Consider the following 21536-nt stretch of genomic DNA (forward strand, 5'->3'; position numbering starts at 1 on the left):
AGATTGAAGAACACGCGCTAATCGCGGTGCACGCTCAGATCGGCGATCACAGGCCCATCGCCGTTGAGCGGATTGGCGGGATCGCGCCCGTAGCGCAGCGTCTCGAAGCGCATCGCGCGCGCATCGATCATCAGGAGGCGGCCGACGAGGCCGTCGCCGAAGCCGACGATCTCGCGGATCGCCTCCAGCGCCATCATCGAGCCGAGCACGCCCGCGAGCGCGCCCATGACGCCGGCTTCGGCACAGGCCGGCACCGTGCCGGGCGGCGGCGCTTCCGGAAACAGGCAGCGATAAGTCGGATTGAATTCACCAGCCTCGTTCTTTTCATGCGCGCGGATGGTGGTGAGCGAGCCGTCGAAGGTGCCGAGCGCCGCGGTGATCAGCGGTCTCTTCGCGAAGAAGCATGCGTCCGAGACCAGATAGCGCGTCGAGAAATTGTCGGAGCCATCGAGCACGAGGTCGTAGTCGCCGATCAGGCTGAGCGCGTTGTCGGCGTTGAGCCAGGTGGCGTGACCGACAAAGCGGACATGCGGATTGAGAGCGGAAATGCGCTCGGCCGCGCTCTCGACCTTGTGGCGGCCGATATCGGGCGTCGTATGGATCACCTGGCGCTGGAGGTTGGACAGCGACACCACGTCGTCATCGACCACGCCGAGCGTGCCGATCCCGGCGGCAGCCAGATACATCAAGGCGGGCGCGCCGAGCCCGCCGGCGCCGATCACCAGCACGGAGGCCCGCTTCAGCGCGGCCTGGCCCGGGCCGCCGACGTCGCGCAGCACGATATGGCGGGCATAACGTTCGAGTTCGTCCGGGCTCAGCATTCTCAGCTCTTCCTAGATTGCTGCCGCTCTCCGCGAGGAGCGCGGAAGTCGCACATACTGTCATTCCGGGGCGATGCGAAGCATCGAACCCGGAATCTCGAGATTCCGGGTTCGGCTCTTCGAGCCGCCCCGGAATGACCTCGTAACACTCACGTCCTCTCAGATGAGGGTCCGGCCTGCCCGCAGGCCTGAACCACCCCGAGATTGTTCGCGACCAACGAGATGTGCTTCAATGGCATTGCGTTCAATGGGCTGGCTGGATTTGTCATGAGATCGATGCTTGCGGCAACACTGATGTTTGCGGCCGCCACAGGCGCGAACGCCCAGATGACGACGCCGCAGGTCCCCGGCACCAAGCCGAAAACGGTCCAGACCGTTCCGATCCGCCCGCCCGCACTTCAGACACCGTCGGAAACGGCCGATGCCATGGCGCAGGCCGAACGCCTCTCGCTCCAGTCCGACCTCGCCTGGGTCGGCCAATATAACGGCGCCATCACCGGCGAGGTCAGCGAGCGCATGGTCAATGCCATCAAGGAGTACCAGAAGAACAAGGGCGGCAAGCCGACCGGCGTGCTCAATCCGCAGGAGCGCGCTGCGCTTGCCGAGACCGCGCGGCGGAAGCAGGACAGCGTCGGCTGGAAGATCGTGACGGAGATGACCAGCGGCGCGCGGCTCGGCATTCCCTCAAAACTGGTGCCGCAGCAGGCGACCGACGCCAACGGCTCGAAATGGACCTCGCCGACCGGAACTGTGCAGGTGCTGCTCAGCCGGCGCAAGGAGGCGAACCCCACGACCGCGAAGCTCGCGGACGCCGAGAAGAAGGAGCCGGCCGGACGCAAGGTCGACTACACCGTGGTGAAGCCCGACTTCTTCGTGCTGTCGGGGCTCCAGGGCCTGAAGAAATTCTACGTGCGCGGCACCTTCAAGGGCGACGAAGTCCGCATCATGACGATCCTCTACGACCAGGCCACCGAGAACACGGTCGAGCCGGTCGTGATCGCGATGTCGAGCGCGTTCAATGCATTTCCGGCAGGTCCGCAAGCCGGACCGCCGCCGCGCAAGACCGTCGAATACGGCACCGGCATCGTCGTCAGCGACGACGGCGCGATCCTCACCGACCGCCTCGTCACCGACAGCTGCCTTGCGATCACCATCGCCGGCCACGGCAGCGCCGATCGTCTTGCCGAGGACAAGGAGCACGATCTCGCGCTCTTGCACATCTACGGCGCGCGTGGCCTGAAGCCACTCGGCCTCGCTGGCGGCGGGGCGAAGACGAATGTCGATGTCGTCGGCATCGCCGATCCGCAAAGCCAGGGCGGCGCGGCCGGGGTCTCGAGCGTCAAGGGCGCGCTCGCACCCGTCACGAGCAGCGATTCCGCGCTGTCGCCACCACCGGCGGTCGGATTTTCCGGCAGCCCCGCGATCGACGCGGACGGCAAATTCGCCGGCATTGCGCTGTTGAAGCCGGCGATGGTGGCGGGACCCGCGACGTCGGTGCCGGCATCGCAGGCCGTGATGGTCTCAGCGGAGACGGTGCGCGATTTCCTGAAGGCCAACGGCGTCACAGCAAACGGCAGTTCAGCGGATGCGAAGACCGCAGTCGTCCGCGTGATCTGCGTGCGGAAGTAAGCCAGGCGACAATCACAATCTCTCGTGTCTATCGGCGCACATCGCACGTACGACTACGGGTCCAGTAATGGTACGGATTAGCTGGCATTCCCGATTCCGACATCATTGTTACCGTTGATTCGGACCTCCGCGATCCCCTTTGGATCGGGCCGGCACGTCCTGAGCGAGAAGAGCTCAGCATCCAGAAGCGATGCACGTTCGCGTGGCGTATTCCTGACCCAGGCACTCCAAAGGATTTATCTTCCCATGCACACGATCGTACTGGCCACCCAAAAGGGTGGCAGTGGCAAGAGCACGCTCGCCGTCGGCCTCGCGCTGGCGGCCAAGCAGGCCGGCTTCACCGTCCGCCTGATCGAGACCGACCCGCAGGGCACCCTGTCCAACTGGCAGCGCCGTCGCACCGCCGAGGATCTCGTGGTCGAGCCGATCTATCACGCCGCCGACATCGCGCCGCGCCTGAACATGCTGGCCGACAGCGGCCTCCAGCTCGCGATCATCGACACCGCGGCCGGCCTCAGCGCCGCGACCACCGCCGCGATCCGTCATTCCGATCTCTGCCTGATCCCGGCCCGCCCGAGCGTCGCGGACATCGAGGCGACCGCCTCGACGCTGAGCGTCGCACGCGCCTGGAAGCGGCCCTACAGCTTCGTGCTGAACCAGACGCCGATCCGCGGCCAGCGCATCGACAATGCCGCCAACACGCTCGCCGAGGAAGCGGCGCTCGATCTCGCCGAGGTGCTCGCGCGTCCCCTGATCGTGATGCGCAACGACCACCAGGATTCACTCGCCGGCGGCCTCGCCGTCAGCGAATTCGCGCCGAACGGCAAGTCGGCGGACGAGATCCGCGGCCTCTGGCAGTGGATCGAGAGCCGGCTCGAGCTCAGCGCCACGACCAATGCCCTGATCGACCAGGTCATGTCGGCTCCGGACGGCCTGCTGCATGCCGCCACCGGGCTTTCCACGGACGAGACCACGACACTGGCGTCCTGAGCGGGGCGATCGCTCGGGCGTCAGCCGGCCCTTCACCATCCGGAAGGGCACCAGCGTCGAAGCAATCCGGCCACCAGCCCGGCCGGATTGCTTCACTGCACTCGCAATGACGTCGTGGTGAGCTCGTCACGCTCGCAGAGACTCACAGCCTCGCGGTCGCGAGCCTGATCCTCACTTTTGACATTTCGGACACCAGAAGGTCGAACGGCCGTTCTGGGTGAAGCGCTTGATCGTGCCGCCGCAGGCAGGCGTCTTGCAGGTCTCGCCTTCGCGGTCATAGACCTTGAACGAATGCTGGAAGTAGCCGAGCTCACCTGTGGTCTGGCGATGGTCGCGCAGTGACGAGCCGCCGGCCTTGATGGCGTCGTTCAGCACGGTGTGGATCGCACCGACCAATCTGTTCGCGTGATCCGTTGGCTCGCCCTTCCTGGTCGCCAACGTCGCAGCGATCCGGCGCGGCGACAGGTGCGAGCGATGCAGCGCTTCGCAGACATAGATGTTGCCGAGCCCTGCCACCACGCGCTGGTCGAGCAGCGCGGCCTTCAGGCTGGTGGCCTTGCCTTCGCAGGATCGCGCCAGCATCGCGGCATCGAATTCGTTGCCGAGCGGCTCGGGGCCGAGGCCGCGGAGCAGCGGCTCGTCTTCGAGCGCGTTGCGCGCGATCACTTTCATGTAACCGAAGCGGCGCGGATCGTTGAAGACGATGTCGGCGCCGGAGGACATCCGAAACAGCACGTGGTCATGAGTGGTGTCCTTACCCCGTGGATAGTGAAACTCCCCAGGTGCGGCATCATTGTCCGGCTTGATGACGCGAAACGAGCCCGACATGCCCAGATGCATCAAGAGCACGTCGCCGGAGGCCAGATCGGCCATGAGATATTTTGCGCGGCGGCCGAGCCCCGTGACGACCTGCCCCTGGAGCCGGGCCACGAAGTCCGGCTGGAACGGAAAGCGCAAGTCCGGCCTGCGGGCCTCCGCGACGACGATTTTCGCACCCTCCATGACGGGCTGAAGGCCGCGGCGGACGGTCTCGACTTCGGGCAATTCAGGCATGGTCAGGCATTCACCTTATGAGGGCGGTGTGATAGCGCCATTGCGGCGGACGCGCTATGGTCCGCCTCGTGGAGTAGAGTAATGGATCGGCCGGGCGAAACCACGCATTTTGGCTTCAGGGACGTTCCCCTGGGGGACAAGCAGACGCTGGTGAACGATGTGTTTCACAGCGTTGCGTCGCGCTATGACCTGATGAACGACTTGATGTCCGGCGGCCTGCACCGGGTCTGGAAGGACATCATGATCAACGCGCTGGATCCGCCGAGGGGCGACCGGCCGTTCGCGTTGCTCGACGTCGCCGGCGGCACCGGCGATATCTCGTTCCGCGCCGCCAAGGCCGCCGGCCCCGGCTTCCACGCCACGGTCTGCGACATCAATTCCGACATGCTCGCCGTGGGCCGCGAGCGCGCCGCCAAGCGCCATCTCGAGACCCAGGTCGATTTCGTCGAAGGCAATGCCGAAGCGCTCGCCTTTGCCGACCGCAGCTTTGACGCATATACGATCGCTTTCGGCATCCGCAACGTGCCGCAGATCGACCTGGCGCTGCGCGAGGCCTATCGCGTGCTGAGGCCCGGCAGCCGCTTCCTGTGCCTGGAATTCTCCACCGTCGAGATGCCCGGCCTCGACAAGCTCTATGACCTGTTCTCGTTCAAGGTGATCCCGCCGCTCGGCCGCATGATCACGGGCGACGCCGAGTCCTACCAATATCTCGTCGAATCGATCCGCAAGTTTCCCAAGCCCAACGCCTTCGCCGACATGATCCGCGACGCAGGCTTTGCCCGCGTGAACTGGCAGACACTGTCCGGCGGCATCGTCGCACTGCATTCGGGCTGGCGTTTGTGATTTCTGCAATTACCCACACCGCGCGCCTGATGCGCGCTGCGTTCGTGTTCGCGCGCGAAGGCGTGTTCGGCTCCGTCGACCCGAGCCTGGTGCCGCCGCCCGGGCAGCTCGCGCTGAAGCTTGCGCGCATCGTCGAACGGCGCGGTCCAAAGCACGGACCGCGACTGTCGCGCGCGCTGACCCGGATGGGCCCGGCCTATCTCAAGCTCGGGCAGTTCCTGGCGACGCGCCCCGACGTCGTCGGCGTCATCATGGCGCGTGACCTGGAAAGTCTCCAGGATCGCCTGCCGCCGTTTTCGCAAGCAGAAGCGGAAGCTGCGATCGCAGCCTCCCTGGAGCGTCCGCTCAAGGACGTGTTCGCGAGCCTCGGCCCGCCGGTCGCCGCCGCCTCGATCGCTCAGGTGCATCGCGGCGAAGTGGTACGTGACGGCATCCGCAAGGCAGTCGCCGTGAAAGTGCTGCGCCCGAATGTGGCCTCGCGCTTCCGGCGCGATCTCTCCGATTTCTTCTACGTTGCGCACAAGGCCGAGACCTATTCGGCCGAGGCGCGGCGGCTGCGCCTGATCGAGGTCATCAACACCATGTCGCGCTCGGTCGCGATGGAGATGGACCTGCGGCTGGAAGCGGCTGCAATGTCGGAAATGGCGGAGAACACGGGCGACGATCTCGACTTCCGCGTGCCCACGGTCGACTGGGACCGTACCACGCACAACGTGCTGACGATGGAGTGGATCGACGGCATCGCGCTGAACGATCACAAGCGCCTGGCAGAGGCGCAGGTCGACCTGCCCGATCTCGGCCGCAAGGTGATCCAGAGCTTTCTGCGCCACGCGCTGCGCGACGGCTTTTTCCACGCCGACATGCATCCGGGCAATCTTTTCCTGGACGACACCGGCCGCCTCGTCGCGGTCGATTTCGGCATCATGGGCCGGCTCGGGATGAAGGAGCGGCGCTTCCTCGCCGAAATCCTGCTCGGCTTCATCACCCGCGATTATCGCCGTGTGGCGGAGGTGCATTTCGAGGCGGGCTACGTGCCCGCGCACCACTCCGTCGAGAATTTCGCGCAAGCCATCCGCGCCATCGGCGAGCCGATCCACAACCGCACGGCCGAAGAGATCTCGATGGCGCGGCTGCTGACGCTGCTGCTCGAGGTCACCGGCCTGTTCGACATGACGACACGGCCCGAGCTGATCCTGCTCCAGAAGACCATGGTCGTGGTCGAAGGCGTGGCGCGCGGCTTCGATCCCAGGCTGGATATCTGGAAGACCGCCGACCCCGTGGTGCGTGAGTGGATCGAGCGCAATCTCGGGCCGATCGGCCGGGTGCAGGGCGCGCTCACCGGCGGCGGCGACCTCGCCCGCGTGCTGATGCGCCTGCCCGATATCGCGCAGCGCTCCGTTGCAGTGCTCGAGCAGCTCGAGACCATGACGCGGGAGGGCCTGCGGCTGTCGCCGGAGAGCATCGCGGCGATGGGCCGCAGCGAGGGCCGCAAGAACCGCTGGCGCACCGTGGCGCTCTGGATCATCGCAGCGACCTTCATCGGGATCCTGATCGCCGTCCGGAATTTGTGATTGCATTGCAATCATTCGATTGATAGCATCGCTATCATTCCGTGCCGGAGGGCGTCATGGCGAGCCTAACCATCCGCAAGCTCGACGAACACGTCAAAACCTATCTGCGGCTGCGTTCGGCCAAGAATCACAGGTCCCTCGAGGAAGAGGTCCGGGTCATCCTGCGGGAGCTGATCGAGGGCCGTGAGGAGCCGCTGACGCCCTTTGCGGTGCCGCCTACGGCATCCACCGCTCCGACGCCTCAGCGCACCGGCGCCCTTGCCGAGGCCAGCGTCACCCTGATCATCGGCGGCGGGATCGCGGCCTTTAAATCGCTCGACCTGATCCGAAGGCTGAAGGAGCGGCGCATCGAGGTCCGCTGCGTGCTGACCAACGCGGCCCAGCAGTTCGTCACGCCGCTCTCGGTCAGCGCCCTTTCGCATGAGCGCGTCTATACCGACCTGTTCGATCCCCAGAGCGAGTTCGACGCCGGCCATATCCGCTTGGCCCGTGACTGCGACTTGATCGTGGTGGCCCCCGCCACGGCCGACCTGATGGCCAAGATGGCGAACGGCCATGCCGACGACCTCGCCAGCGCCATCCTGCTCGCGACCAACCGCAAGGTGCTGCTGGCGCCGGCGATGAATCCGCTGATGTGGAACAATGCGGCGACCCGGCGCAACGTCGCGCAGCTTCAGCGCGACGGCGTCGTGCTGATCGGGCCGAATTCCGGAGAGATGGCCGAGGCGGGTGAAGCCGGTATCGGCCGCATGTCCGAGGCGTTGGAGATCGCCGCCGCCGCCGAGCGCCTGCTGCGGCCGCCGGTGCCGCGCCCGCTCGCCGGCAAGCGCGTGCTGATCACCGCGGGCCCGACCCACGAGCCGATCGACCCCGTGCGCTACATCGCCAACCGCTCTTCCGGCAAGCAGGGCTTTGCCATCGCCGCCGCCGCGCAGGCCGCCGGCGCCGAGGTGATCTTGGTGAGCGGCCCGGTCGATCTCGGCGATCCCCAGGGCGTGACGGTGAAGCATGTGGAATCGGCGCGGCAGATGCTGGAGCAGGTGCAGGCGGCCCTTCCCGCCGACATCGCGATCTTCGCCGCCGCGGTCGCCGACTGGCGCGTCGCCAATGAGGGCGAGCAGAAGCTGAAGAAGACCTCGGCCGGCATGCCGCCGCTCCAGCTGGTCGAGAACCCCGACATCCTCGCCACGATCGCGAAGCTGACCGACAAGCGCCCGCCGCTGGTGATCGGCTTCGCCGCCGAGACCGAGCACCTCATCGACAACGCCAAGACAAAACTTGCCCGCAAGGGCTGCGACTGGATCGTCGCCAACGACGTCTCGCCGGCGACCGGCGTGATGGGCGGCGACCGCAACACTGTCCACCTCATCAGCCGCAAGAATGGTGAGAAGAACGGCGAGATCGCGGTTGATTCCTGGCCCGCGATGACCAAGGAACAGGTCGCCACCGAGCTGATCGCGCATATCGTCAAGAGTGTGATCGGCAAATCCCTGGAGCCCGCATCTTGAGCACGAAAGTCACGGTCGAACTGCAACGCCTGCCGCATGCCGAGGGCCTGCCGCTGCCGGCCTATCAGACGGCGGAGGCCGCCGGTCTCGACCTGATGGCCGCGGTTCCGGAGGACGCGCCGCTGACGCTTGCGTCCGGCCGATATGCGCTGGTGCCGACCGGCCTTGCGATCGCCTTGCCGCCCGGGCACGAGGCGCAGGTGCGGCCGCGCTCGGGGCTTGCCGCCAAGCACGGCGTCACCGTGCTGAACTCGCCCGGAACCATCGACGCGGACTATCGCGGCGAGATCAAGGTGATCCTGATCAACCACGGCGCAGCGGCCTTCGTGATCAAGCGCGGCGAGCGGATCGCGCAGATGGTCATCGCGCCCGTGGTTCAGGCCGCGCTGGTTCCGGTGGCGACCTTGTCGGCGACCGATCGCGGCGCCGGCGGCTTCGGCTCGACCGGCCGCTAACGCACGGCGGCGAGTTGGGCTTCACCTCTCCCGCTTGCGAGAGAGGTCGCGGAGCGAAGCGACGCGGGTGAGGGTTCTCTCCTCTCGGGGATTCCCACCGCGGAGACACCCCCTCCCCAACCCTCCCCCGCGAGCGGGCGAGGGAGCGCACCTTCATCGGGGCAACAGTTCGCATGGGCCGCTAACGCACGGCAACTCCAGCCGAATTCTCCGAACAACTACGTGAACCCGGAACGCCACGTCCCGCATTTTTTTGGGGCCGCCTTTGCGTTCACGATCTGGACTCTTACCGGTGGAGTCACGGTGGGGGTATTGTCGTTTGATTCGCGCGCGACGGGGGTCGCCGCGCGTAAATTCGTGCGGTCTTGGGGCAACTATGTCAGGCGTGATCGTGTCGATGCGTCGGACGCTGCTATCGTGCACATCGCTCGTGCGCGACGGCCTGATCGGGAGCGCTCTCGCGGCGCTGCTGCCGGCTGCGCCGGCTGAGGCCGCCGACTTCGTTGGCACACTTTCGGAATTGCTGGACTTCAACCGGCAGGAACTTGCGGTGCTCGCCACCGCGCTGGCGCTGCTCGGCTTCTCGGTGATGGCCGCGATCCTGCTGATGCGCACGCGCGTGCGCACGGCGAAGAACGAGGCGCGGCTGCGCGCGCGGATCGGGGAACTGCAACTCCAGGCCGACCGCTTCGGCGCGCTGCTGTTCGCCGAACCGCAGATCCTGATCTCCTGGCCGGCGGGCGACAACCGCGCGCAGATTTCGGGCGACGTCTCGATGGTGCTGCCGCGCGACTCCTCCCCGCAGCGCGTGCTCGCCTTCGGAACCTGGCTGCCGCCGGAACCCGCGCTCCAGATGGATCACGCTGTGGATGCGCTGCGCGACCGCGGCGACGGGTTCCAGCTGACGCTGACCACCGCGCATGGCCATACGCTGGAAGCCATCGGCCGCGCCATCGGTGGCCAGGCCATTGTCAGGATTCGCGAACTCTCGGGCCTGCGCCGGGATCTGGCCGAAACCAATCTGCGCTACAAGGCGCTCTCCGACGAGACCGAGATGCTGCGCGGCTTCGCTGCGGCGGCACCCTGGCCGATCTGGGCCAAGGGCGAGAACGGTGCGCTCACTTTCGCCAACCCGGCCTATGTCCGCGCGACCGAGGCTGCGAGCTTCAGCGACGCCCACGAGCGCAAGCTCGAGCTGCTCGACAGCGCCGACCGCGGCGCCATGGAACGGGGACTGAAGGACGCGGCCAATTTCACCTCCCGGCTGCCGATCGTGATCGGCGGCGAGCGGCGCATCTACGACGTGCGCGCCGTCAATGTCGGCAGCGGCAGCGTCGGCGTCGCGATCGATGCCAGCGAGGCGGATGCGCTGAGCTCGGCGCTGGTGCGGATGGCGGAGGCGCATCGCCGCACGCTCGACCAGCTCTCCTCCGGCGTCGCCGTGTTCGACGGCCACCGGCGCCTTGCCTTCTACAACGATTCCTACCGCCGGCTATGGGACCTCGACCGTACCTTCCTCGACGCCAATCCCGATGATTCCAGCGTGCTGGACCAGCTCCGTGCCGCGCGAAAACTGCCGGAGCAGCCCGACTTCCGCGCCTGGAAGGCCAAGCTGCACGAGGCCTATCGCGCGGTCGAGGCCGCCAAGGACACCTGGTACCTGCCCGACGGCCGCGCCCTCTCCGTCGTCACCACGCCGAACCCGGAAGGCGGCGTCACCTATCTGTTCGACGACGTCACCGAGAGCCTCGAGCTCGCCCGCCGCTTCGACGGCATGATCCGCGTCCAGCGCGAGACGCTGGACAGCCTCGCCGAGGGCGTCGCGGTGTTCGGCAGCAACGGCAAGGCGCAGCTCTTCAACCCGGCCTTCGTCCGGATGTGGAAGCTGTCGAGCGACGCGATGCGCGACGAGCCGCACATCCAGACCGTCGAAGGCTGGTGCCATCAGCTGTTCGACGATCCCGTGGTCTGGCGGCAGATCCGCGAGGCCGTCACCTCGATCGAGAGCCGCGCCGACGTGCCGCTGAAGCTGGAGCGCAAGGACGGCAGCGTGCTCGACGGCATGATCCGGCCGCTGCACGACGGCGCCACCATGCTGACGTTCCAGGACATCACCGACACCGAGAACGTCGAGCGCGCGCTGCGCGAGCGCAACGAGGCGCTGGAGGCCGCCGACCAGATGAAGGTGGATTTCGTCCACCACGTCTCCTACGAGCTGCGCTCGCCGCTCACCACCATCATCGGCTTCGCGCATTTCCTCAGCGACCCCTCGACCGGACCGCTGACGCCGAAACAGGCCGAATATCTCGACTACGTCACGAAATCGACCAACGCGCTGCTGGCGCTGACCAACAACATCCTCGATCTCGCCACCATCGACGCCGGCGCGATGAAGCTGGAACTCGGCCCGGTCGACGTCAGCAAGACCATCGAGCTCGCCGCCGAGGGCATCCAGGACCGGCTCGCCACCGACCGCATCCGCCTGAAGGTCGAGATCGCGCCCGATATCGGCAGCTTCATCGGCGACGAAAAGCGCGTGGTGCAGGTGCTCTATAACCTCCTCGCCAACGCCGTCGGGTTTTCTCCACAGGATTCCACCGTCGGCATCAGCGCGCGCCGCACCGAGCACAGTGTGGTCTTCACTGTGACAGATTCCGGGCCTGGAATACCTGCCGACATGAAGGACAAGGTGTTCAACTGGTTCGAAAGCCGCTCGCAGGGGTCGCGTCACCGCGGCGCCGGGCTCGGCCTGTCGCTGGTGCGCTCCTTCGTCGAGCTGCATGGCGGCAAGGTGCGGGTGGATTCGATCGTGGGCAGGGGCACGGTCGTGATCTGCGACTTCCCGACCGACCAGGCGGCGCATCGCGACGCCGCCGAATGAGCGCGCCAACCACATTCTCCGTCGCGCTTCACAACGAGACGGCCACCGCGCAACTGATGGCCGATCTCGCGCTGCTGGTCGGGCCGGGCGATGTCATCACGCTCACCGGCGACCTCGGCGCCGGCAAGACCGCGGCCGCCCGCGCCATGATCCGCTACCTCGCCGACGACGAGGCGCTGGAAGTGCCGAGCCCGACCTTCACTCTGGTGCAGGGTTATGAGCTGCCGCCGTTTCCGGTCATGCATGCCGACCTCTACCGCGTCGAGGACGAGAGCGAGCTCGAGGAGATCGGGCTGTCGCCGCTGCCGGACGCCACGCTTGTCCTGATCGAATGGCCGGAGCGTGCGCCGTCGGCGCTGCCCGAGGATCGCATCGACATCGCACTCACCCATCGTCCGGCTCTGGGCTCGAACGCACGTGCCGCCGACGTCACCGGTTACGGCAAGGGCGCAGCCCAGGTCGCGCGTCTGAAAGCGCTGCGCGAATTCCTCGACGCATCCGGCTATCTCGACGCGATGCGGCGGCGCATGGCCGGCGACGCCTCGACACGGTCCTACGCGCGGCTGCTGCGCGACGACGAGATCGTCATCCTCATGAACTTTCCGCAGCGCCCCGACGGCGCGGCGCTCTACAACGGAAAGTCCTACAGCGCCGCGGTGCATCTCGCCGAAAACGTCAAACCCTTCGTCGCCATCGACGAAGGCCTGCGCGCGCAAGGCATCTCGGCGCCCGCGATCCATCATGCCGATCTCGACCACGGCTTCCTGATATCGGAGGATTTCGGCAGCGAAGGCGTAATCGAAGGCAACCCGCCGCGCCCGATTCCCGAGCGCTACGAAGCCGCGACCGACGTGCTGGCGGTGCTGCACGGCAAGACGCTGCCGGAGACGCTGCCGCTGGACGGCCAGAGCTACGCCATTCCGGTCTTCGACACCGAGGCGATGCTGATCGAAATCGGATTGATGCCGGAATGGTATCTGCCCGATCGCAACGCGCCGCTGAGCGAGCCGAAGCGCGCGGAATTCTTTGCGATGTGGCGCGAGCTGCTGAAGAAGCCGCTGGCCGCGCCGAGGACGTGGATCATCCGCGACTATCACTCGCCCAATTTGATCTGGCTCGGGATGCGCACCGGCATCGAACGCGTCGGCGTGATCGATTTCCAGGACACCGTGCTGGGGCCGCAATCCTACGACGTGGTGTCGCTGCTCCAGGACGCCCGCATCGACGTGCCCGAGAATCTCGAGCTGACGCTGTTGTCGCGCTACATCAAGGCGCGCCGCGCTGATGATGCGAGCTTCGATCCGGCCGGTTTCGCCGAGCTCTACGCCATCATGTCGGCGCAGCGGAACACCCGCCTGCTCGGCACCTTCGCCCGGCTCAACCGCCGCGACGGCAAGCCGCATTACCTGCGCCACCAGCCGCGGATCTGGACCTACCTCCAGCGCTCGCTGGCGCATCCCGCGCTCAGCCATTTGCGCGACTGGTATCTCGCCAACGTCCCGCCACCCCAAAGGCCGTCACAAGAACCGGCACCAGAACCGCCCCAAGGCTGATTCGAGCCCGATTTACCGGCTGTTAGCCAAGACGTCGGTATTCTGGCGGCAAGGAGCCGAATGATTACCGGGCTGGAGCAAGGGCAGATGGCGGTGAAGACAGACCAGCGCAGCAACAGCCGGGTTGTTTTCGAGCGTGGGATTCCGGCCCAGATGATGGGAATCGACGGCACGTGGCGGCGCGACTGCACCATGGAGGACGTCTCCCAGAGCGGCGCCAAGCTGACCATCGACGGTTCGGTCGAAGGGCTCCATCTGAAGGAATTTTTTCTCCTGCTGTCGTCCACCGGACTCGCGTACCGGCGCTGTGAGCTTGCCTGGGTCAATGGCGACCAGATCGGCGTCAATTTCCTCAAGCTCGGCGACAAGAAGAAAAAGGCGCGTTCCGCATCCGTCGGGGCGTAACGGCCACACCCGTCGTACAACCGTCACGGCAGGTGGCTAAGGCGGTTGAGATGCGGTGCGGCTGAATGAGTCCCGTGCTAGGATTGCCGCGAACGCGATTTCCAAGGGCAATTTCGAGAGTAATTCCAAGAGTTCTAATCCCAAGAGTTCTGAGTCCACGAGGCTGAGAAAGACGAATCTGAGAAAGCAAACGATGTCCGTCAAACCGACCAAAGCCATGGTGCTCGCCGCAGGGTTCGGCCTGCGCATGCGTCCGTTGACGGACAAGATGCCGAAGCCGATGGTGCCGGTGGCGGGCCAGCCGCTGCTCGACCACGTGCTCGACAAGCTCGGCCAGGCCGGCGTGAGCGAGGCGGTGGTCAACGTGCATTACCTGCCGGACCAGATCATCGATCACGTCGCATCGCGCCAGCATCCGCGCGTGACCATCTCGGACGAGCGCAACCAGGTGCTCGGCACCGGCGGCGGCGTGGTCAAGGCGCTGCCGCTGCTCGGCAACGCGCCGTTCTTCCATGTCAATTCCGACACGCTGTGGATCGACGGCGTGCGCTCGAACCTGGCGCGGCTTGCCGAAAACTTCGATCCCGCGCGCATGGACATCCTGCTCTTGATGGCGCCGACGGCGACCAGCATCGGCTATAGCGGCCGCGGCGATTACGGCATGCTGCCCGACGGAGCCCTGCGCAAGCGCAAGGAGAAAGAGGTCGTTCCGTTCGTCTATGCCGGCGCGGCGATCCTGTCGCCGTCGATCTTCGCCGATGCGCCGCAGGGCGAGTTCTCGCTGACCAAGATGTTCGACCGCGCCAACGAGCAGGAGCGCCTGTTCGGCCTGCGCCTCGACGGCGTCTGGATGCATGTCGGCACGCCTGATGCGGTGCATGCCGCGGAAGAGGCATTTCTGGAGAGCGTGGCGTAGGCCGCGAACACGGTGCCGTAGGGTGGGCAAAGCGAAGCGTGCCCACCGCACAAGCTAACTCCAATGACGAATACGGTGGGCACGGCGCAAGCGCGCCTTTGCCCACCCTACGAGGCTACGGGCCGTGACGAACAGCGGGGACGACTTCACCTCCGCCCATGACCATTTGTGTCCGCCTCCCTATATTGGCGCCTGATCCCGAATCAGGCAGCCGATGCGCGTTTTCAGTGTTCCCATCTCAGTTCCGTTCCTGCGCACGGTCGTCACGGCCCTGCTCGACGGCCGGCTGGTCGCGGGATTCGAGGCGCGCAAGGAGCCGGCGCGGCTTGCGGACGCCACGCTGTACCTGCCGACCCGGCGCGCCATGCGTGTCGTGCGGGAGATCTTCCTCGACGAGATGAAGGCGGACGCGGTCGTGCTGCCGCGCATCGTCGCGCTCGGCGACATCGACGAGGACGAGCTCGCCTTCGCCGATGAAGGCGAGCAGTTTTCCGGCGCAACGCCGCTCGACATCCCGCCGCGCCTTGGCGAGCTCGAGCGACGGCTGACGCTGGCGCAGCTCGTCGCGGCCTGGGCCAAGGGGCCGGTGCTGTCGCCGCTGGTGGTCGGCGGCCCCGCCTCGACGCTGGCTCTCGCCGGCGATCTCGCGCGCCTGATCGACGACATGGTGACGCGCGGGGTCGACTGGAGCGCGCTCGATGGCCTGGTGCCGGACCAGCTCGATCGCTACTGGCAGCACTCGCTCGAATTCCTGCGCATCGCCCGCATCGCCTGGCCCGGCCATCTCGCCGAGATCAACAGGATCGAGCCCGCGGCGCGGCGCGACCTCCTGATCGCGGCGGAAGCGAAGCGCCTGACCGCGCATCCGCATGGGCCCGTGATCGCGGCCGGCTCGACCGGCTCGATGCCGGCCACCGCAAAATTCCTGCATGCGGTCGCCTCGCTGCCGCATGGCGCGGTGGTGCTGCCGGGCCTCGACACTGATCTCGACGAGGATGCCTGGCGGACCATCGGCGGCGTGCGCGATGCGCTCGGCAAGTTCGCGGAGCATCCGGCGTCGAACCATCCGCAATATGCCATGCACGCGCTGCTGGAGCGCTTCGGCATCAAGCGCGATGATGTCGAGATTCTCCAGTCGCCGGCGGACGGGGGCCGCGACCTGCTCGCATCCGAATCGATGCGGCCCTCCGCCAAGACGGAAGTCTGGCACGACCGGCTGAAGCAGCCGGATATCGCGGCAAAGATCGCCGGCGGCATGACAAACCTCGCGGTCGTCGAAGCCCCCAACCCCGAAATGGAAGCGCTGGCGATTGCGATCGCGATGCGCGAGGCGCGGCACCTCGACAAGTCGGCGGCGCTGGTCACCCCGGACCGCGCGCTGGCGCGCCGTGTGATGGCTGCGCTCACCCGATGGGACCTCGCCTTCGACGATTCCGGCGGCGACGTGCTGATGGAGACATTCGCCGGCGTTTTTGCGCGCCTTGCGGCCGAAGCGGCGACCAAGGGATTGGAGCCGCCGACGCTGCTGGCGATGCTGAAACATCCACTGTGCCGGCTGGGCCGCGCGCCGGGCGCTTGGAAGGCGGCGATCGAAGGCCTGGAGCTCGCCGTCTTGCGCGGCACGCGCCCGCCTGCGGGCACCGCAGGCCTGCTGCGTGAATTCAACCGCTTTCGCGAGGAACTGGCCAAGCTGTGGCGCAGCGAGGTCTCCGCGCTCCACAAGGCCGAGCCACGCGCACGCCTCAAGGCGGAGGATCTCGATCGCGTCCAGGCCCTGATCGATGCCTTGCGACAAGCCTTGGCGCCGATCGAGAGTTTGGCGTCGTCAAAGCCATATGACTTCGCCGAGCTCGCGCACCGGCATCGCGAGATCATGATCGAGCTGTCGCGCGACGAGCAGGGCATCCCGCTGGCCTTCGAGGAGCGCGAGGGCCTCGCACTCGCCGGCGCCTTCGACGATCTCCTGCGCGGCGGCACGACCAGCGGACTGATGGTGCCGCTGCCTGATTACCCTGATGTCTTCCAGACCGCGTTCGGCGATCGCGCGGTACGGCGGCGTGACAAGCCGGGCGCGCGGCTCCAAATCTACGGCCCGCTGGAATCGCGCCTGATGCAGGCGGACCGCATCATCGTCGGCGGGCTGATCGAGGGCGTCTGGCCGCCGGCGCCGCGCATCGATCCCTGGCTGAGCCGCCCGATGCGGCACGAGCTCGGCCTCGATCTGCCGGAGCGCCGCATCGGCCTCTCCGCCCACGATTTCGCGCAGCTGCTCGGCGGAGATGAGGTGATCCTCACCCATTCCGCCAAGGCCGGCGGCGCGCCAGCGGTGGCTTCGCGCTTCCTGCATCGGTTGGAGGCGGTTGCGGGCGACGATCGCTGGAAGGCGGCCATCCGCGCCGGCGAGAAATACGTGCGGTTCGCAGATCGGCTGGACCAGCCCGACGAGGTCAGGCCGATCAAGCAACCCGAACCGCGACCGCCGCGCGCGACACGGCCGCTGAAGATGTCGGTCACCGCGATCGAGGACTGGCTGCGCGATCCCTACACGATCTACGCCAAGCACATCTTGCGGCTGGATGCGCTCGATCCCGTCGACATGCCGCTGTCGGCCGCCGACCGCGGCTCGGCGATCCACGATGCGATCGGCGAATTCACGGAACGCTATGCGACGCGTCTGCCCGACGATCCCGCCCGCGTGCTGCGCGCGATCGGCGAAAAGCATTTCGCGCCGCTGATGGAGCGCCCCGAGGCGCGCGCGCTGTGGTGGCCGCGCTTCCAGCGCATCGCGCGCTGGTTCGGCGAGTGGGAGACGGCACGGCGCGACGTGGTCGAGGCGATCACCGCGGAGACTCGCGGCGAGATCTCGATCACGCTCGACAATGAACGCAGCTTCCGCCTCTCCGCGCGCGCCGACCGCATCGAGCGCCGCCAGGGCGGCGGCTACGCCATCCTCGACTACAAGACCGGCCAGCCGCCGACCGGCAAGCAGGTCCGCATGGGCCTGTCGCCACAGCTCACGCTGGAGGCGGCGATCCTGCGCGAAGGCGGCTTTCCCGACATCGACGCCGGCTCATCCGTGAGCCAGCTCGTCTATGTCCGCCTCAGCGGCAACAATCCGCCGGGTGAGGAGCGCATCCTCGAGCTCAAGTTCAAGCAAGGCGACGAACCGCTGCCGCCGGATATTGCTGCCGCTGAGGCCCGGGCCAAGCTGGAAGCGCTGATCCGCGCCTTCGAGGACGAAAACCAGGCCTACACCTCGTTGAACCTGCCGATGTGGTCCAACCGCTACGGCACCTATGACGACCTCGCCCGGATCAAGGAGTGGTCGGCAGCCGGCGGATTGGGGATCGAGGAATGGTGAAGGCGCCACGCCCAATCCCCGATGAGGTGCGCGCCAGGCAGGCGCGTGCATCCGATCCGACCGCATCGGCCTTCGTGTCGGCCAATGCGGGCTCGGGCAAGACGCACGTGCTGGTGCAGCGCGTGATCCGTCTGCTGCTGTCGGGCGTGCCGCCGGAAAAGATCCTCTGCATCACCTTCACCAAGGCCGCCGCCGCCAACATGGCCGAGCGCGTCTTCACCACGCTCGGCCATTGGGTGACGCTGGACGACACCGCGCTCGATGCCGCGATCCGTGCCGTCGGCATCCCGCATCCCAGCGCAAAGCTGCGACGCGAAGCGCGAAAGCTATTCGCCTGTGCGCTGGAGACCCCCGGTGGATTGAAGGTGCAGACCATCCACGCGCTGTGTACCCGCCTGCTCCAGCAGTTTCCGTTCGAAGCCAACGTGCCGGCGCGCTTCTCCGTCATCGACGAGCGCGACCAGACCGACATGATGGAGCGCGCCAATCTGAAGGTGCTGCTGGAGGCCGCGCGCGACCCGGAAACGGTCACAGGCCGCGCGCTGCTGACCGCGATGGCCAGCGCCGCCGACGTCACCTTCAAGGAGGTCGTGCGCGAGGCCTGTCTGAGCCGCGATCATTTCATGGCCTGGACCGACGAGGCCGGCAACGCAGAAGCTGCCGCCGCGCAGATGGCGGCGGTGCTGGGCGTTGACGCCGCCGACCGCATCGAGGACGTCGAGACGGAGATTCTCGACGGTCCATTCCTGCCGCGATCGCGCTGGGACGACATCGCGTTTGCGCTGGAAGATGGCAGCAAATCCGACAACGACCAGGCCAGCCGGCTCCGCGAGGCAAAAGCGTTTTCGGGCGGCGCGCAGGTCGACGCCTATCTCGGCGTCTTCCTCACCGACGAGAAGCTGCCGCGCAAGGCGGTGCTGACCAAGAAATTTTGCGATCACAATCCCTCCATCGCCCGCCTGTTCGAGAACGAGGCCCAGCGCCTCGCTGGACTGATCGAGAAGCGCCGCGCGGTAACCATGCGTGACCGCACGGCGGCTCTCTTGCATATCGCGACCGCTGCTGCCGCGAACTACCGGCGCGAGAAGCAGGAGCGCGGCCTGCTCGACTATGACGATTTGATCGACAAAACGCTGGCGATGCTCAACCGCGTCTCCTCGGGCTGGGTGCATTACAAGCTCGACCGCGGCGTCGACCACGTCCTGATCGACGAGGCGCAGGACACCAGTCCGCGGCAGTGGGACATCGTCGCGCACATCATCTCCGAGTTCACCGCGGGCGAAGGCGCGCGCGAGGGGCTGAACCGCACCATCTTCGCCGTCGGAGACGAGAAGCAGTCGATCTTCTCGTTCCAGGGCGCGCAGCCCCGGGAATTCGACGCGCGCCGGCGCGAGCTGCACCGCAAGTTCACCGCCGCCGGGCTGAAATTCGATCCGGTCGCCTTCACCTATTCGTTCCGCTCGGGCGCCGCGATCCTGCACTCGGTCGACCACGTCTTCCGCGACCCCGCGATCTACAAGAGCATCCATTCGGTCGAGATCGGCCATCCCCTGCACAATGCGCTCGCCGATGCAGGGCCAAGCGTGATCGAGCTGTGGGACCTGGCTGAAGCCGACGACAGGCAGGACATCGAGGGCTGGCGCGCGCCGTTCGACGGCGTTGCCGTCACCAGCCCCGAGGTCAAGCTCGCCCGCCGCATCCAGGCCGAGATCAAGCGGCTGGTCGAAAGCGGCACGCTCACCGGACATGACGGCGAGCGGCGGCCGCTGCGCTACGGCGACATGCTGATCCTGGTCCGCCGACGCGGCAACGCGTTCGATGCCGTGATCCAGGCGCTGAAGCACGCTGGCGTGCCGGTCGCCGGCGCCGACCGGCTGAAGCTCACCGAGCACATCGGCATCATCGACCTGATGAACCTTGCGGACGCGCTGCTGCTGCCGCAGGACGATCTCGCGCTTGCGGTCGCGCTGAAGAGCCCGCTGTTCGGGCTCGACGATGACGATTTGTTTGCGCTTGCCTGGGGCCGCAAGGGCTCGCTGCGCCGGGCGCTCGGCGAGCAGGCGGCCGGAAGCGAGAAATTCGCCGCGGTGCTGCGGCGGCTCGAGGCCTGCGAAACTCGCGCGCGCGAGGAGACACCGTTCGCCTTCTACGCCTGGCTGCTTGGCGGCGACGGCGGACGCGCGCGCATCCTGCGCCGGCTCGGCCACGAGGCCAATGACGCGCTCGACGAATTCCTGGAGCTGGCGCTGAACTACGAGCGCAAGGCGCCGGCGTCGCTGCAAGGCTTCATGGCCTGGCTGCGCTCGGCCGACACCGAGGTGAAGCGCGACATGGAAATCTCCCGCGACGAGGTGCGGGTGATGACCGTGCACGGCGCCAAGGGCCTTGAAGCGTCCGTCGTGTTCATGGTCGACACCACGTCGTCGCCCGCGGACTCGCAGCGGGTCCGTCTGATCCAGGTGCCGCGCGGCAACGGCGGCGAGGTGGTGGTGTGGGCGGGCCGCAAGGCCGACGATCCCAAGCCCGTCGCCGAGGCCCGCAAGGCCATGCTCGAGGAGACCGAGGACGAATATCGCCGCCTGCTCTATGTCGCGATGACGCGCGCGGCCGACCGGCTGATCGTCGGCGGCTGCATGCCCGGCAATATGAGGACGGTCCGCAAGCTGAGCTGGTACGACCTGGTCGACACCGGGCTTACCGGCTCGGGCCTGGAGAAGCAGACGCTGGAAACGCCGCTTGGCAAGGTGACGCGATTCGCCCGGCCGGAGGACGTCGTTGCCCTCGGCACGCCCGCGACATTCGTGGATCAGACGATCGCGTTGCCGGACTGGCTGCGGACGCCGGCACCGCGCGAGATGCAGGACGACGATTCCGTGCGCCCCTCGGGCCAGTCTGCGGAGGGAGGCCGCGCGGTCCGGTCAGGCGAATCGGTGCAGTCGCGCGCGCTCGCGCTGCAACGCGGCACGCTGGTGCACCGGCTGCTCCAGTCGCTGCCCGACATCGCCGCCGAGCGGCGGCGCGAGGCCGCGCGCGGCTTCATGGCGCGCAATGCCTCCGACTGGGCGGAGGCCGACCGCACCGCGCTGGCCGACAAGGTGCTCGCGCTGATCGCCGAGCCGCGCTTTGCACCGGTGTTTGCCGCCGGCAGCCGGGCGGAGGTCGCCATCGTCGGCCGGCTGGAGCGGCCAGGCCTCCAGCCTGCGCTGGTGTCGGGGCAGATCGACCGGCTGGTCGTTCGTCCGGATGAGGTCCTGATCGTCGATTTCAAGACCAACCAGGCGGCGCCCAAAAGCGCGACTGAGGCGCCCGCCGTCTATGTCCGGCAGCTTGCGCTGTACCGGGCGGTGCTGGCGCGGCTTTATCCCCAAAAGCCGGTCAGGGCCGTCCTGCTCTGGACCGAGGCCCTTGAATATATGGAGATTTCGGCCCCCGCGCTGGACGCGGCGCTGGCATCCCTTCATCTCGGTGTGAGCGTCCTTGACCCGGCAAGGGGCCGTTCATAGGTTGACGCCATGATCCCGGGCGCGATTCCCATCCGCGCCGATTCTTT

14 protein-coding genes are annotated in these 21536 nt (G+C 67.0%); 12 read left to right on the forward strand and 2 right to left on the reverse strand.

The genetic code is table 11. The features are described from left to right. Positions 1-17: 17 nt before the first annotated feature. Positions 18-821, reverse strand: coding sequence for a HesA/MoeB/ThiF family protein (locus WN73_RS28390; protein ID WP_028172509.1), 804 nt, complete (start codon positions 819-821; stop codon positions 18-20). A gap of 267 nt (positions 822-1088) precedes the next feature. Here WN73_RS28390 and WN73_RS28395 point away from each other — a divergent pair, with 267 nt between their 5' ends. Beyond that, positions 1089-2450, forward strand: coding sequence for a serine protease (locus WN73_RS28395; RefSeq protein WP_271555658.1), 1362 nt, complete (start codon positions 1089-1091; stop codon positions 2448-2450). Between the two features lie 246 nt (positions 2451-2696). Further along, the gene (locus WN73_RS28400) at positions 2697-3440 is read left to right on the forward strand and encodes a ParA family protein (protein WP_271555660.1); all 744 of its coding nucleotides are present in this window, start codon (positions 2697-2699) and stop codon (positions 3438-3440) included. Positions 3441-3611: 171 nt separating this feature from the next. Here the strand turns inward: WN73_RS28400 and mutM are convergent, their stop codons facing one another. Beyond that, positions 3612-4493 (reverse strand): bifunctional DNA-formamidopyrimidine glycosylase/DNA-(apurinic or apyrimidinic site) lyase, encoded by an 882-nt coding sequence (gene mutM / locus WN73_RS28405; protein WP_271555662.1) that lies wholly within the window; start codon positions 4491-4493, stop codon positions 3612-3614. Positions 4494-4574: 81 nt separating this feature from the next. On the opposite strand from mutM, the gene ubiE reads away from it, so the two are divergent. The 10 genes from ubiE to addA all read left to right on the forward strand — a co-directional run bounded on the left by ubiE (position 4575) and on the right by addA (position 21489). Further along, positions 4575-5336 carry a bifunctional demethylmenaquinone methyltransferase/2-methoxy-6-polyprenyl-1,4-benzoquinol methylase UbiE gene (gene ubiE, locus WN73_RS28410; RefSeq protein ID WP_011083584.1) on the forward strand — a complete coding sequence of 254 codons (762 nt, stop codon included), beginning with the start codon at positions 4575-4577 and terminating at the stop codon, positions 5334-5336. After that, a complete protein-coding gene (gene ubiB / locus WN73_RS28415) occupies positions 5333-6907 on the forward strand; it encodes a 2-polyprenylphenol 6-hydroxylase (protein WP_011083583.1) in 1575 nt (524 codons plus the stop codon). Before ubiE ends, ubiB begins: the two co-directional genes overlap by 4 nt. A 56-nt stretch (positions 6908-6963) precedes the next feature. Then, entirely contained in the window at positions 6964-8415 is a 1452-nt protein-coding gene (coaBC, locus tag WN73_RS28420) for a bifunctional phosphopantothenoylcysteine decarboxylase/phosphopantothenate--cysteine ligase CoaBC (protein WP_011083582.1), read from the forward strand. Next, positions 8412-8870: a dUTP diphosphatase gene (gene dut / locus WN73_RS28425; RefSeq protein ID WP_011083581.1), complete on the forward strand. Its 459-nt coding sequence runs from the start codon at positions 8412-8414 to the stop codon at positions 8868-8870. Before coaBC ends, dut begins: the two co-directional genes overlap by 4 nt. A 376-nt stretch (positions 8871-9246) precedes the next feature. Beyond that, positions 9247-11751 (forward strand): sensor histidine kinase, encoded by a 2505-nt coding sequence (locus tag WN73_RS28430; protein ID WP_271555666.1) that lies wholly within the window; start codon positions 9247-9249, stop codon positions 11749-11751. Beyond that, a complete protein-coding gene (tsaE, locus tag WN73_RS28435; protein WP_271555668.1) occupies positions 11748-13304 on the forward strand; it encodes a tRNA (adenosine(37)-N6)-threonylcarbamoyltransferase complex ATPase subunit type 1 TsaE in 1557 nt (518 codons plus the stop codon). Before WN73_RS28430 ends, tsaE begins: the two co-directional genes overlap by 4 nt. 87 nt (positions 13305-13391) lie before the next feature. Beyond that, positions 13392-13709 carry a PilZ domain-containing protein gene (locus WN73_RS28440; RefSeq protein WP_011083578.1) on the forward strand — a complete coding sequence of 106 codons (318 nt, stop codon included), beginning with the start codon at positions 13392-13394 and terminating at the stop codon, positions 13707-13709. A 193-nt stretch (positions 13710-13902) separates the two neighbouring features. Beyond that, the gene (locus WN73_RS28445) at positions 13903-14625 is read left to right on the forward strand and encodes a nucleotidyltransferase family protein (RefSeq protein WP_011083577.1); all 723 of its coding nucleotides are present in this window, start codon (positions 13903-13905) and stop codon (positions 14623-14625) included. Positions 14626-14839: 214 nt separating this feature from the next. Then, positions 14840-17986, forward strand: coding sequence for a double-strand break repair protein AddB (addB, locus tag WN73_RS28450; protein WP_271555671.1), 3147 nt, complete (start codon positions 14840-14842; stop codon positions 17984-17986). Next, entirely contained in the window at positions 17980-21489 is a 3510-nt protein-coding gene (gene addA / locus WN73_RS28455) for a double-strand break repair helicase AddA (RefSeq protein ID WP_271555673.1), read from the forward strand. The genes addB and addA overlap by 7 nt, the downstream gene beginning before the upstream one ends. Positions 21490-21536 lie beyond the last annotated feature (47 nt).

Source organism: Bradyrhizobium sp. CCBAU 45394 (genome assembly GCF_028128655.1).
Classification (GTDB): Bacteria; Pseudomonadota; Alphaproteobacteria; order Rhizobiales; family Xanthobacteraceae; genus Bradyrhizobium; species Bradyrhizobium diazoefficiens.

What these genes read in the sequence shown, in the direction of transcription:
- WN73_RS28390 (WP_028172509.1), bottom strand. Translation starts at nt 821, where the DNA reads ATGCTGAGCCCGGACGAACTCGAACGTTATGCCCGCCATATCGTGCTG.
- WN73_RS28395 (WP_271555658.1), top strand. Translation starts at nt 1,089, where the DNA reads ATGAGATCGATGCTTGCGGCAACACTGATGTTTGCGGCCGCCACAGGC.
- WN73_RS28400 (WP_271555660.1), top strand. Translation starts at nt 2,697, where the DNA reads ATGCACACGATCGTACTGGCCACCCAAAAGGGTGGCAGTGGCAAGAGC.
- mutM (WP_271555662.1), bottom strand. Translation starts at nt 4,493, where the DNA reads ATGCCTGAATTGCCCGAAGTCGAGACCGTCCGCCGCGGCCTTCAGCCC.
- ubiE (WP_011083584.1), top strand. Translation starts at nt 4,575, where the DNA reads ATGGATCGGCCGGGCGAAACCACGCATTTTGGCTTCAGGGACGTTCCC.
- coaBC (WP_011083582.1), top strand. Translation starts at nt 6,964, where the DNA reads ATGGCGAGCCTAACCATCCGCAAGCTCGACGAACACGTCAAAACCTAT.
- WN73_RS28430 (WP_271555666.1), top strand. Translation starts at nt 9,247, where the DNA reads ATGTCAGGCGTGATCGTGTCGATGCGTCGGACGCTGCTATCGTGCACA.
- tsaE (WP_271555668.1), top strand. Translation starts at nt 11,748, where the DNA reads ATGAGCGCGCCAACCACATTCTCCGTCGCGCTTCACAACGAGACGGCC.
- WN73_RS28440 (WP_011083578.1), top strand. Translation starts at nt 13,392, where the DNA reads ATGGCGGTGAAGACAGACCAGCGCAGCAACAGCCGGGTTGTTTTCGAG.
- WN73_RS28445 (WP_011083577.1), top strand. Translation starts at nt 13,903, where the DNA reads ATGTCCGTCAAACCGACCAAAGCCATGGTGCTCGCCGCAGGGTTCGGC.
- addB (WP_271555671.1), top strand. Translation starts at nt 14,840, where the DNA reads ATGCGCGTTTTCAGTGTTCCCATCTCAGTTCCGTTCCTGCGCACGGTC.
- addA (WP_271555673.1), top strand. Translation starts at nt 17,980, where the DNA reads ATGGTGAAGGCGCCACGCCCAATCCCCGATGAGGTGCGCGCCAGGCAG.